This window comes from Thioclava sp. SK-1 (genome assembly GCF_001705665.1).
Lineage (GTDB): Bacteria > Pseudomonadota > Alphaproteobacteria > Rhodobacterales > Rhodobacteraceae > Thioclava.
The window spans coordinates 81,810-94,491 of the sequence record NZ_MDHA01000053.1 but is presented as its reverse complement, the minus strand read 5'-3'; the positions used below and the strand labels follow the sequence as shown (position 1 = coordinate 94,491).

General features: G+C 55.7%; 10 protein-coding genes. 3 read left to right on the top strand and 7 right to left on the bottom strand.

Going from position 1 to position 12,682, the window contains the following annotated elements; genetic code table 11:
* Positions 1–7: 7 nt before the first annotated feature.
* From BFP70_RS12990 to dusB, 7 genes are all read right to left on the bottom strand, one after another.
* Positions 8–1,534: a TrkH family potassium uptake protein gene (locus tag BFP70_RS12990; RefSeq protein ID WP_066012081.1), complete on the bottom strand. Its 1,527-nt coding sequence runs from the start codon at positions 1,532–1,534 to the stop codon at positions 8–10.
* A 10-nt stretch (positions 1,535–1,544) separates the two neighbouring features.
* Positions 1,545–2,924 (bottom strand): Trk system potassium transporter TrkA, encoded by a 1,380-nt coding sequence (gene trkA, locus BFP70_RS12985; protein WP_066012080.1) that lies wholly within the window; start codon positions 2,922–2,924, stop codon positions 1,545–1,547.
* A gap of 52 nt (positions 2,925–2,976) precedes the next feature.
* Complete coding sequence (locus tag BFP70_RS12980; RefSeq protein ID WP_066012079.1) at positions 2,977–4,392, bottom strand: sigma-54 dependent transcriptional regulator; 1,416 nt, start codon at positions 4,390–4,392, stop codon at positions 2,977–2,979.
* Positions 4,389–6,653, bottom strand: a complete 2,265-nt coding sequence (locus tag BFP70_RS12975) for a PAS domain-containing sensor histidine kinase (RefSeq protein ID WP_066012163.1) — start codon at positions 6,651–6,653, stop codon at positions 4,389–4,391. Before BFP70_RS12975 ends, BFP70_RS12980 begins: the two co-directional genes overlap by 4 nt.
* Before the next feature lie 69 nt (positions 6,654–6,722).
* Entirely contained in the window at positions 6,723–8,102 is a 1,380-nt protein-coding gene (locus BFP70_RS12970) for a response regulator (RefSeq protein WP_066012078.1), read from the bottom strand.
* A 2-nt stretch (positions 8,103–8,104) separates the two neighbouring features.
* Positions 8,105–9,172 (bottom strand): nitrogen regulation protein NR(II), encoded by a 1,068-nt coding sequence (locus BFP70_RS12965; RefSeq protein ID WP_066012077.1) that lies wholly within the window; start codon positions 9,170–9,172, stop codon positions 8,105–8,107.
* Positions 9,169–10,143, bottom strand: a complete 975-nt coding sequence (gene dusB / locus BFP70_RS12960; RefSeq protein ID WP_066012076.1) for a tRNA dihydrouridine synthase DusB — start codon at positions 10,141–10,143, stop codon at positions 9,169–9,171. The genes BFP70_RS12965 and dusB overlap by 4 nt, the downstream gene beginning before the upstream one ends.
* Positions 10,144–10,375: 232 nt before the next feature.
* Between dusB and BFP70_RS12955 the strand changes: the two genes are divergently transcribed.
* Genes BFP70_RS12955 through BFP70_RS12945 form a run of 3 tightly spaced genes read left to right on the top strand, consistent with a single transcriptional unit; the run spans position 10,376 to position 12,544 of the window.
* On the top strand, positions 10,376–11,524 hold the full coding sequence (locus BFP70_RS12955) for a bifunctional 2-C-methyl-D-erythritol 4-phosphate cytidylyltransferase/2-C-methyl-D-erythritol 2,4-cyclodiphosphate synthase (RefSeq protein WP_066012075.1): 1,149 nt from the start codon (positions 10,376–10,378) through the stop codon (positions 11,522–11,524).
* A gap of 43 nt (positions 11,525–11,567) precedes the next feature.
* Positions 11,568–12,065, top strand: coding sequence for a phosphatidylglycerophosphatase A (locus BFP70_RS12950; protein WP_066012074.1), 498 nt, complete (start codon positions 11,568–11,570; stop codon positions 12,063–12,065).
* A gap of 2 nt (positions 12,066–12,067) precedes the next feature.
* A complete protein-coding gene (locus tag BFP70_RS12945) occupies positions 12,068–12,544 on the top strand; it encodes a CinA family protein (protein WP_066012073.1) in 477 nt (158 codons plus the stop codon).
* Positions 12,545–12,682 lie beyond the last annotated feature (138 nt).

Genomic DNA, 12,682 nt, shown 5'->3' with positions numbered 1-12,682 from the left:
CAGAGGATCACGCGCGCCAAAATTCAGGGTTGAATAAGGCGATAATTGCCAAAGTTTCGATCCGCCCCAAGATCATGGCAACCGCCAAAATTGTTTTCACCGGCGTGCTCAGCGCGCCCCAATCCAACGGAAAATCACCTGCAATGGCGGTCAATGGGCCGGTATTGGACAGCGCCGAGACGGTAAAGATCGTAGCCGGTTCAAAATCCAACCCATAAAAGCTGATCGTGGTGATGATAACCGCAATAGAAATCGCGAAAAGCATAAAGAAGATCCACGCAGCAAAGGCACCTTGTCTGCGCAGCTTTCGCGCAGATGCACCGCCGCCACCAACCGAGGCCGGATGGACAAGGCGGTCCAGCTCTCTCTCGCCATGCCGAATCAGCGCATAAACACGCAACAGGCGCACCCCACCCGCCGTGGTGGCAATCCCGCCACCTGTCACCGCAAGCCCGGCCAAAATAAGGCCCGGCGTGCCAAGGCCCGACCAGCTACGCGCGTCTTCCCAAAATGCGCTTTCAAAGCCGGTTGTCGTCAGAAAGCTGAGGGCTGTGAACATCGTCCCCCACAGGGATGAGATAATTGGAAAAAATGCGGTTTCGGTATGAACCTCGAACGCCCCGATCCAATGGCGGATGAACAGGCCTGCCATAACCAGAAACACCAAAAATAGTGCCAGCCGTAGCTCTGGGTCGCGCGATAATTTTTGCGTTGCGCGCAGCTCTTTCGCACCTGGCCAGAACCGGCGCGACAATGCGGGGAACAAGAAGAGAAAGATTAAAATCTCCCCCCAGATGCCCGAGCCAGAGGCCGCCAACCCGTTATTGGGTGAAATGCCAGAGGTAGAGATGACCGACATCGCATAGATCACTGCTGTCAGCGCGCCGTCACCGCAAATCAACAGCCCGATCCAAAGCGTGAAAGTCAACGCAAGATAAATTGGCAAAAGCTGTGCGGCATAATCAGCGATCCGTTCGGCAGAGGCGACATTGGCGCGGCGGTTGATCCCAAAAGCCGCGCTATCGGCCACGCCATCCGGCCCACCCGAAAAGAACACCTCAAACCCGCCCAAACGCAACGGTGCCAAGACCGCAATCGCCATCACCAGCATGAAATAACCGCCCATCCAACCGACGATGGCACGCCACAAATGCAAGCTGGGCGCCAAACGCGCGGGATCATAAAGCGACCCGCCTGTCGTGGTCAGGGCCGACACCATTTCCCACCAGCTGTTGAACAGGTTGGTGGATGGCAAGGCCTCGCGGAATGGGATCGCAAGGATGATCGGCAAAACGGTAAACATGCCGACAATCGACAGCAAATGCGACCTATCCCGATTGCCCCGTTTATTCGCGCCCATCGCCAGTACCAGCAACACGACGACAAACATTAACATTGTACCAGTGTATAAAAATGGCCGCGAAACATCGTAATCGCTGCGACTAAAGGCGTGAATCGCGGGCACAAACATTGCAAGCCCTGCGATACCGATCAACGTTACGAAAAGCGGTGTATTCCGCAGCCCTGTGAACATCGTTCAGGCCCTAAAAATAATCGATGGAGACCTGCAGCAGGCGCTCCACTTCGGGCACATCATCGGCCAGCGCAAAGAGGACAATTACATCGCCTTCCTCAATGCGCGTGCTGGCCTTGGGACGGATAATAATATCATTGCCTTTGCGCAAAGCCCCGATCAACACGCCTTCAGGGAAAGGCACGTCACGCATTGCCTTGCCCGAAATCGGAGAAGTGCCAAGCACTTGCGCCTCGATCACCTCGGCATCAGCATCCCCGATGGAATAGATAGACCGTACGCGACCATGACGAATATGGCGCAAAATCGACGACACGGTTGTGGCGCGCGGGTTGATATGCGCATCAATGCCCAGGGGCGCCATCATCGGCACCAATGTCGGATCGTTCACAAGACTGATCACCATTGGACATCCGGCCTGTTTCGCCCGCACAGCGGCCAAGATATTGGTTTTATCGTCATCGGTCACAGCCAGCACCGCATCGACCGAGCCAACGTTGGCCTCTTCCAGCAGTTCAATCGACATGCCATCGCCGTTCAAAACAATAGTGCGGTCCAGTGTATCAGCGGCTTTTTCCGCCTGTGCACGCGAACGTTCAATGATCTTTGCGCGCACACGCTCGGTGCGGCTTTCCAACGCCTTTGCGACAGCAAGGCCTACATTACCACCGCCGATAATCAAGATACGTTCTTGTTTCTTGGTGGTTTTTCCAAAAATCTCCAAAGTTCGCGTAATATCTTCAACGTGGCTGAAGACATAAATTTCATCCCCGACGAACAACTGATCCCCGGGATCAGGCGCGAACAGGCGGCCGTCACGGCGCACCCCCACAACAATCGCGCGCAGGGTTGAGAACAGCTCGGTCAGCTGCCGCAGTGGCGTGTCGATCACTGGACAGTGCTCTCCAATCGCGATGCCCAGCAATTGCGCATCACCGGCAAGAAAGCTTTCGGTATCAAAGGTTGCTGGGGCCGCCAAGCGCTGCAATGCGGCTTCAGCGACCTCACGTTCCGGGCTGATGATCACATCGATAGGCAGCTGATCGCGGCGGTAGATATCGGCATATTCCGGGTTCAAATAGCTTTGCGCCCGGATGCGTGCAATTTTCCGCGTGATCCCAAAGACCGACTGCGCCACCTGACAGGTCACCATATTGACCTCATCCGAATGGGTGGCTGCGATAATGAGATCACAATCCCGCGCTCCGGCCTGTTCCAATGTAGAGGGATGAGATGCGAACCCAACTGTCCCCTGCACGTCCAACATATCGGACGCGCGTCGTACCAGCTCTGGGTTGGAATCCACCACTGTCACATCGTTGCTTTCGCCCGATAGGTGTCGCGCGATCTGCCAGCCAACCTGACCCGCCCCGCAAATGATAACCTTCATGCACATCCTCCGTGCCGTATCTGCACGGTTCTATGCCGCAGGACAGTCATGGTCAATCCACGCCAGTTTCGCTGACCTCTTCGATCCGCGCGATCCGCGCCCCAGCTTTGGCCGAGGTCACAACGCCCAGGCTTTTCAATTTGCGATGCAATGCAGATCGCTCCATCCCGACAAAGCTGGCTGTGCGTGAAATATTGCCACCGAAGCGGTTGATTTGGGTCAGTAAATACTCACGTTCGAACAGCTCGCGGGCTTCACGTAACGGCAAAGTTGCCAGTTGCCCTGACAGCACGACGCGCCCCTCTTCGGTCTGTGCCGGGCCATCCCCATCCAGATCTTTCGCCGTGATCAGATCGGTCCCCTCACCAAGGATCAGCACCCGCTCCACCAGATTCCGCAATTGGCGAATGTTGCCAGGCCAGCTCATTGTTTGCATCAAGGATGCAGCATCCTCTGAAATATCGCGCAGTGGCAAACCCTGTGTTTCGTTCAATTGCGCGATAAAGTGCTGTGCCAAAAGCGGCAAATCTTCGCGCCGATCCACCAACGCTGGCACCAGAATTGGTACCACATTCAGCCGGTCATACAGTTCCTGACGGAAACGCCCCGATGCAATTTCTACCGACAGGTCGCGCGTGGTCGATGAAATGACACGCAGGTCCACACGCACCTTATCCGAGCCACCAACGCGTAAGAATTGCTGATCTGTCAATACGCGCAGAATTTTTGCTTGCGTTCCAAGCGGCATTTCCGCGACCTCGTCAAAATAGACAACGCCTCCATGCGCCTGTTCCAACAGACCTTTTTCGATTCCGCGCTCTGCGGATTCGCGGCCAAACAAAACATCTTCCATCCGCTCTGGCTCAATCGTGGCAGAGTTCACGGTGACAAAGGGCGCAGAGGCCCGGGCCGAAAATTGGTGGATATAGCGCGCTGCGGTTTCTTTGCCCGATCCGGGTTCGCCCGTCAGCATGACCCGCCCATTCGATTTCGTTACCTTATCAAGCTGATCTTTCAGCTTTCTAAAGGCCGGGCTTTCGCCCAGCATCTCCCCCACCGACCCTTCGCGCCGCTTTAGGCTGGAATTTTCGCGCCGCAGACGCGAAGTTTCCATCGCGCGTGAAATCACGACCAAAAGCTGATCAATATTGAACGGTTTTTCGATGAAATCATAGGCGCCTTGTTTGATCGCAGCGACCGCAATTTCAACATTCCCATGCCCGGAAATGATGATGATCGGAACATCTGGATTGTCGCGCTTGGTCGTTTTCAAAATGTCGATCCCATCCATCCGGCTATCTTTCAACCAAATATCCAGGATCATCAGCGCAGGCGGCTCGGCGTTCACCGCATCCATACATTCATCGGAATTGGCGGCGGTGCGCGTCGCAAACCCCTCATCTTCGAGAATCTCCGAAATCAAATCCCGAATGTCTTTTTCGTCATCGACGATCAAAATATCGCTCATGTCTCTTCCCGATCCTTAATGGCGCGCAAAGCCGCACGGGCGCGCGGCAGGCGAATTTCGGCCATGGCGCCGGAATGGGCGCCGGGTTCAAATGGCGGTGCATCCGTCAGCACCAATGTTCCGCCATGTTCTTCAATGATCTTCTTCACGATCGGCAGGCCCAATCCGGTTCCTTTTGATCGCGTCGTTACATAGGGTTCGAACAACCTTGAACGGTCTTCGGGCAGCCCAACCCCATTATCCGTGATACGAATAGTCACCTGTTCTGGTGCATCTTCCATCATCACACGCACCCGCGGTTCATAGCCCTCTGGTGCGCCTTTTTCTGCCAATGTTTCAATGGCTTCTCCGGCATTCTTGACAAGGTTTGTCAAGGCCTGCCCAATCATCGTGGCGTCCAGCTCCACAATAACCGGGGTGGCGGAAACATCGGCCTCAATCGTGGCCCCATGCAATGCCCCTTCTTGCAGCGCCACGATGTCGCGCATCAAAGCGGCAAGATCATGGTTACGCCGATCCGGTTCGGGCATGCGGGCAAATTTGGAAAACTCGTCAATAATACGGCGCAAGTCGTTGGTTTGCCGAATGATTACACCGGTTAGCTGTTCCAAAACCGCTTCATCGTCACCGGCAGTCTTGCGGAATTTCCGTTTGATCCGCTCTGCCGACAGCTGAATCGGGGTCAGCGGGTTTTTGATCTCATGCGCGATGCGACGGGCCACATCCCCCCATGCGGCCATACGCTGTGCCGACACCAGTTCCGTGACATCCTCGAACGCAATCACATAACCCTCCGGGTGGCCGTCATCGGCACGGCGCACCGCGATACGCACCAACAGGCTTTCCAACTTACCATGACGCGAAACGCGAATTTCTTCTTGCAAAACCTCATGAACAGAGCCATGCAATTTGTTGAAAAGTGTTGAGAATTCCGGAACCGCTTGTGCCAGGTTACGTTGATAATCACCTTGATCATCAATCTCTAAAAGCCGCATCGCAGAACGGTTCACAAAGTCCAGACGCCCCTCGGCGTCCAACCCCATTACACCTGATGTCACTGATGACAAAACGGAATCAAATAAACGACGACGTTCTTCAGTAACATCATGTGAGGCCAGCAAAGCCTCGCGCTGTTCTTTAAGTTGTTGTGTCATCTTATTGAAAGATCGACCCAATTGCGCAATTTCGTCCCGGTCCTCGCCGGCTTCTTCGCGCACATGGGCGGTGAAATCGCCCCCGCCCACGCGCACTGCCGCCTCTGCCATCTGTCCAATCGGACGCGACAGGCGTTCTGCAAACCACAGCCCCAACCAGACAGCGGCCAAAATCATGATCAGGGCAAACCCCAGGTACACAAGGCCGAATTCAAAAATCACCCGGCCGCGTGTCTGCTCTAATTGCTGATACAGGTTCACCGTTTCGCGCGTATCATCAAGCAAAGACAAGATCGAACCATCAACGGTGCGCGAGACATAAAGATATCTATCAACAAAGGCATCTAAACGTTTGAGAGCGTGGAATTCATCGATATCCCAATCTTCAATCGCAATGGTGCCGCCGCGCTGTGCCTGAACAATATCCTCTGCGGCAGGTTTTTCAAAATCGAAGAGATAGCTGCGCTCACCACGCGCGATAATCTCACCGGTGCCGTCGATAACATAGGCCTCTTTCAGCCCACGCTGAATACCACTTTGCCCCGATACAAGAAGTTCGCGCAACTCCCCATCCGACATGAATGTCGCGGCCTGCCGGCGAATATTCAAAAACCCGGCCAGCGCATCTGCGTCCTGAATCAAATCATGGCGGTGTTCATCCTGATAGGCCTCGGCGGCCTGCAATGAGGTCCCTACAACTTCCCGCACCCGGTCGGAAAACCATCCTTCCAACCCGATATTCACCGTTAAACCCGCAAATAATGCGACAAGGATCGTAGGCACCAAGGCAATGAAGGCAAATATCCCCGTAAGCCTTAACGTTAATCGCGACCCCGCAGAGCGTTTGCGCCGCGCAGCAAGAACCTGCGCCAATCGCATAACGATTAATCCGGCCAACAGCAGGAAATACACAAAATCGGCCAGCAATACGAAACGCAAAGCGTTGCTATCGGCGCCCTGCCCCATTGGGCCCAACACAAAGAACGTGCAGACCGCCAAGGCAGGGCCCAGAACAACAAGCCCTAGGGTTACGACATTCCTGTACCGTCTCTGGCGACGCAATCGTGCCAGACGGTCCCATGCTTTGCTATGTGTCGCGCTGCCCAGCACGCCTCATCTCCGGTCAAATAGGCGGCAAATCCTTCTTGCGGGAATGCCTCACCCTATGTTGCCGTTTTACATCAGTTTGCGACGTCTTGTCACCTGAATATCGAGGTCTGTGATCTTTTTTCTCAAGGTATTGCGGTTGATGCCAAGAAGATCGGCACATCTCGCCTGATTTCCGCCCGTTGCATCCAACGCGATTTCAATCAGCGGGGCCTCCATCTCTTTCAGGATGCGATCGTATAGCCCCGGCGCGGGCAGGTTGCCGCCGTGCAAATCAAAATAGCGCCGCAGATGGCGCCCGATCGCAGCCGACAGTTTTTCACCCTCCCCGCCAGAGCGCAGCGGCTCAATCGCGGGCTGATTGCCCAACACAAATTCCACCTCAGTGCGGGAAATATCTTCCTCTGACGAGGTCACAACCAAACGGCGGATGGTGTTTTCCAACTGGCGCACATTGCCTGGCCAAGCATAGGCACGCACCAGCGTCATCGCCTCGGCAGAGAAGCGACGCAGGCCAAGCCCATCACGCTCTGCCCGTGTTAAGAAATGGTCCGACAGATGTGGAATATCTTCCACCCGCTCGCGCAATGCCGGCACGGCCAAGGTAACACCGCCCAAACGGTAATACAGATCCTGACGGAATTTATCCGCCTCCATCAAGGCGGAAAGATCGACCTGCGTTGTCGCCATAATCCGCGGCGCAGGGTCGGGCAACGCATCCAACATGCGCACAATCCGCCCCTGAGTTTCATCGTCGTAATCACCGACCTCATCGAACACCAAGCTGCCGCCGCGCGCCTTGGCCAGCAAAGAGGTCGGACCATCAGCGCCTTGCAAATCAGCGGCCTGCGCCACAATGAACGGCTGTGTTCGACGGTCCGAGAAATCATGAATTGCGCGCGCGATCAGTGACTTACCCGTTCCGCTTTCGCCAAGGATCAGCACTGGCAAGTCAGCATTCATCACCCGAGCAACCAAACGATACAGCTCTTGCATGGCTTGGGTGCGGCCCACCAGCGGCAAATCACCGGCGGTTTCACGGGTCTCAATTTCCAACACTTTGGGCGGTGCAACCTGCGCCCGGCGTTTTTGCTCCAACGCCTTTTGTGCCCGCTTCATCAGGTCAGGCAGGTCAAAAGGTTTGGGCAGGTAATCATATGCTTCGGCTTCCGCTGCCTGGATCGCCGTCATGATCGTGTTTTGCGCGGAAATCACGATGACCGGCATGCCGGGGCGCAATTGCCCAATTTTGGGCAGAGCTTCCAGCCCGTTTCCGTCAGGCATCATCACATCCGAAATCACCAGATCGCCTTTGCCCTCCTCGACCCAGCGCATCAACGTCATCAGCGATGCTGTCGCATGCACTTTACATCCGGCACGTGTCAGGGCCTGTGTCAGAACAGTGCGGATGGTGCGATCATCGTCAGCGACTAGAACGGTTCCGTCCATAATTACTTCTCCTCTCGGGCGACTGGCAGGGAAATGCGGAAAACTGTGCGGCCTGGAACGGAGTCCAAATTGATCCAGCCGCCATGTTCAGAAATGATTTTAGAGACCAGGGCCAGCCCCAAACCGGTTCCGTTTTCGCGCCCTGAGACAAAGGGTTCAAAAACATTCTCGGCGATATCGGGCGGGATGCCGGGCCCATTGTCAATAATTTCAACCTGAAGCGGCAAGGCCAGAACTTTGCCCGCCTTTGTGCGAACGCGTAGCTTATGCTCGTAAAACGTGCGGATTTTCAGCTCGCCTTCAGATTTGCACGCCTCGGATGCGTTCTTCAGAAGGTTCAGAAACACCTGCGTTAACTGATCCGCATCGCCCAATGTCGGCGGCAAAGACGGATCGTAATCGTCACGGATAACCATATGCGCGCCATAGCCCACTTCGGCTGATTTGCGCGCACGGTCCAAAATATCATGAATATTGACGGGCTTGGCGACAGGTGGACGGACATTGCCAAATTGTTCGACCTGCTCCAGCAATTTCACGACACGCCGGGTTTCATCCACGATCAGATCGGTCAATTCCAGATCTTCGCCCTTTAACCCCATCGACAAAAGCTGCGCCGCCCCAGAAATCCCGGCCAGCGGGTTCTTGATTTCATGGGCCAGCATTTCGGCCATACCAATCGCAGAGCGCGCGGCAGATTTCACCGCATCCGCCCGTCCCAACCGATCCGAGATTTCACGCGGCGCGATCAGGAACAAGATCCGATCCGGGTCATCGCCCAAAGGTGCGGCTTGCAGGTTACATTGCACCGGGGCACGTTCGCCCGTTGTCACCTCGACATCATTGACGAACAGGCTGGCACGGTTCTTGCGCGCCCGTGCAAAAACCTCCTCCAGCGGCGCATTAATCGCCAACCGCTCAAATATCGACTTCCCCGAAAGCGCTTTGGCTGACAGATTCAGGAACAATTCTGCGGCCGGGTTGACCTCATCCACGCAATCATTGGCATCCACCAAAAGCGCCGGAATGGGCAAAGAATTCCAGATAATACCTGGGGCTGGCAGCGTCATGCGGCGGACCTTTCACCAAATGCGGCCCGGATCAACGCGAAGGTTGCCTCCGGTGTCTGGCTGCGCATCATCTCGGCGCGCAGCGGTGCGCCCAGCTCATCACAATACCATCCCAGATGTTTCCGCGCGAGCCGCAGCCCGACATCACTGCCGTAAAACCGCAATATCTCATCATAATGCGCCGAGATCAGATCGACCAAAGCAGCGCCTTGCGGGATAACAGGTGCAGGCGCGCCATAAATAGCATGGGCAATCTGCGCCAGTCGCCACGGCGCCCCCTGCGCCCCGCGTCCAACCATGACACCCGCCGCGCCGCTGTCTTGCAATGCTTGTGCGGCACTGCGCGCATCGACAATATCGCCATTGGCCACCACCGGGATCGAAACCGCATCGACGATCTCACGGATGGCGGCCCAATCAGCCTGTCCTTTGTAAAACTGCATCCGGGTACGACCGTGGATGACGATCATTCTTACCCCGGCATTTTCCGCGAGTTTGGCAATATCGGCCGCATTACGACTGTCATCACACCAGCCAAGACGCATTTTCAGCGTCACCGGCACATCGACTGCGGCGACGACGGCATCCACCAAACGCAGCGCGTGATCTGGGTCACGCATCAATGCCGAACCAGAGGCGCCGCCTGTGACTTTTTTCGCCGGGCAGCCCATATTGATATCAATGATTTTTGCGCCCATCTGCGCGACCATCCGTGCGGCCTGCGCCATTGGCTCTGGCGCACGTCCTGCAAGTTGCACAGACGATGGCTGATCAAGCGACATATCCGCACGCGCCTTGGCCCGAACAGAGGGTTTCGTTGTCAGCATTTCGCCCGAGGCGACCATTTCCGACACGACCAGACCCGCCCCGAATTGCGCAACAATCCGGCGAAACGGCACATCTGTGATCCCAGCCATAGGGGCCAGCAACACCGGCGGATCAATATGATGCGGGCTTAAATCTATCGTCACGGGTGACCAACTTTGTTTCTTATGTTGTGTTTTGCTACCCCCTGCATGGATGATTCACAATCTATCTAAGGTAGCACCGGCGGGAAAAAATGGCACATGCCTAAAATTTAATCGACTACCTGTTGGAAATCTCTGCATTCTCGCAAAGCCTGTTGTGATTGCACGCAGCCGCGCCTTCGCCTAAGCCTTTGGCACATACGCCATTGTGATATGGCATCGCACGGGAGGGATCATGACAACCGCAGTGATCATCGTCGCCGCAGGACGTGGCACACGCGCCGGGGGCGGATTGCCCAAACAATGGCGCGATCTGGCTGGGCTTCCGGTTTTGGCCCATACGGTAGCGGCCTTCGCGCCGCTGAAACCTGCGCGGATTGTGGTTGTCCTGCACCCGGATGATATGTTGCGTGGCCTGGATCTTTTCAACGGTGCCGTTACCCTGATCAGCGGCGGTGACAGCCGCGATCTATCTGTTCAAAGCGCTTTGGAGGCCCTTGCTGGAACCGACGTGACCAAAGTGCTCATTCACGATGGTGCGCGGCCTTTGGTGCCGTTTTCTGTCATCCAAAGCGTTTTGGATGCCTTGGACACCCATGTCGCCGCAGCCCCGGCCCTGCCGGTGACGGATGCGCTGTGGCATGGTGCGGGGGGCTATGTCACCGGCACCCGAGACCGCAGCACATTATATCGGGCGCAAACCCCACAGGGTTTTCACTTTGACACTATTTTGAACGCACACCGCGCCCATCCAGGCGGCGCGGCCGATGATGTGGCCGTGGCGCGCGATGCGGGCCATCAGGTTGCGATCACGCCCGGCTCTGAAGATAATATAAAACTGACATATCCTGATGACTTTGCGCGGGCAGAGGCGTTGATCAGGGGGCAAGCAAAGGAACACAACATGGATATCCGCTTGGGAAATGGCTATGATGTGCATGCGTTTACATCGGGGGATGCCGTCATTTTATGCGGTGTGTCGATCCCACATGACAAAGCATTGCTGGGCCATTCCGACGCCGATGTTGGTATGCATGCGTTGACGGATGCAATTTATGGCGCGTTGGCGCAGGGCGATATTGGTCGCCATTTCCCACCAAGCGATCCACAATGGAAAGGTGCGGCCAGCTGGATCTTTTTGGACCATGCAGCCAAGCTGGCGCGGTCCAAAGGGTTTCGGATTGGCAATGTTGATGTAACATTGATCTGCGAGCGCCCCAAAATTGGCCCACATGCCCCGGCAATGATGGCCGAGCTGGCGCGGATTATAGATACACCGGTCGACCGGGTCTCGGTCAAGGCAACCACATCAGAACAGCTTGGCTTCACTGGCCGTGAAGAAGGCATTGCCGCCATCGCCACCGTTACGCTGATTCAGAGTTGATCGGCACCACCGCGCCCAATTGATGGACCAAAGGAATTCCATGATGTCACCTGCCACGCTGCGTCTGATCAACACGTTTTTCTATTCCGGCCTGCTGAAACCGGCACCGGGCACATGGGGGTCGCTTACGGCATTGCTTGTCGGGTGGACAATTGAGCATTACCTTGGGTTTTGGCCACTGGTTGCGGCGATGCTTATTGCGACATTCGTGGGCTTTTATACCATTGCCGAAGCGCTGAAAGACACACCGACCGAAGACCCGTCCGAGATTGTCATTGACGAGGTTGCCGGTCTTTGGCTTGCGATGCTATTCCCGGCCTTCGGGTTCTGGATGCGTGATATGTCAATGGTATGGCCCGGCCCCGTGGCCGCGTTTTTGCTGTTCCGCTTGTTCGATATTTGGAAGCCGTGGCTGGTGGGCCGCGCAGATCGCCGCCATGATCCCAAAGGCGTTATGCTGGACGATTTATGGGCGGGCCTATTTGCCGGGATCTGCACGGTCATTCTTGCCGCAGTTTATCACATCATCATTTTGGGGTGACTATGTCAGATCATGCGCGGGCCGTTTTTGATGCAGCTCATGCCAGGGGGCTGATGATTGCAACGGCCGAAAGCTGCACCGGCGGGATGGTTGCGGCGGCCTTAACGGATTTGGCAGGATCTTCTGCCATTTTTGACCGTGGGTTCATTACCTATTCCAATGCCGCGAAGATTGAGATGCTGGATGTAGATCCGGCCTTAATCGAAACCTTTGGCGCCGTATCGGAAGAGGTCGCCGCGGCGATGGCCATCGGGGCTGTCGCACATAGCCGGGCGCAGATCGCCGTGTCCATTTCAGGCATTGCCGGGCCCGGCGGGTCAGAATTCAAACCAGAGGGTCGTGTGTGCTTTGGCGTCGCCTGCGAATGGGATGTTGTGACAACCGAAACCGTCGAATTTGGCGCTTTGGGTCGTGGTCTTGTCCGGCTGTCCGCGCGCGAACATGCGCTGACGAAATTGCTGCATGCGCTGGGTCAATGATTTATTTTTGATTAATAATTACCCAATCATCCCAAAATAATGTTCAAAATAACGGCAGTTTTCAAAAGGCACATATATTAATCGACACGTTATGCATTTAGACTGTTCCATTCTGTTTTAGACTCGTTACCCAGCACT

Excerpts from the sequence above, each read along its gene's own strand:
- BFP70_RS12990 (WP_066012081.1), bottom strand. The coding sequence starts at position 1,534 with ATGTTCACAGGGCTGCGGAATACACCGCTTTTCGTAACGTTGATCGGT.
- trkA (WP_066012080.1), bottom strand. The coding sequence starts at position 2,924 with ATGAAGGTTATCATTTGCGGGGCGGGTCAGGTTGGCTGGCAGATCGCG.
- BFP70_RS12980 (WP_066012079.1), bottom strand. The coding sequence starts at position 4,392 with ATGAGCGATATTTTGATCGTCGATGACGAAAAAGACATTCGGGATTTG.
- BFP70_RS12970 (WP_066012078.1), bottom strand. The coding sequence starts at position 8,102 with ATGGACGGAACCGTTCTAGTCGCTGACGATGATCGCACCATCCGCACT.
- BFP70_RS12965 (WP_066012077.1), bottom strand. The coding sequence starts at position 9,172 with ATGACGCTGCCAGCCCCAGGTATTATCTGGAATTCTTTGCCCATTCCG.
- BFP70_RS12955 (WP_066012075.1), top strand. The coding sequence starts at position 10,376 with ATGACAACCGCAGTGATCATCGTCGCCGCAGGACGTGGCACACGCGCC.
- BFP70_RS12950 (WP_066012074.1), top strand. The coding sequence starts at position 11,568 with ATGTCACCTGCCACGCTGCGTCTGATCAACACGTTTTTCTATTCCGGC.
- BFP70_RS12945 (WP_066012073.1), top strand. The coding sequence starts at position 12,068 with ATGTCAGATCATGCGCGGGCCGTTTTTGATGCAGCTCATGCCAGGGGG.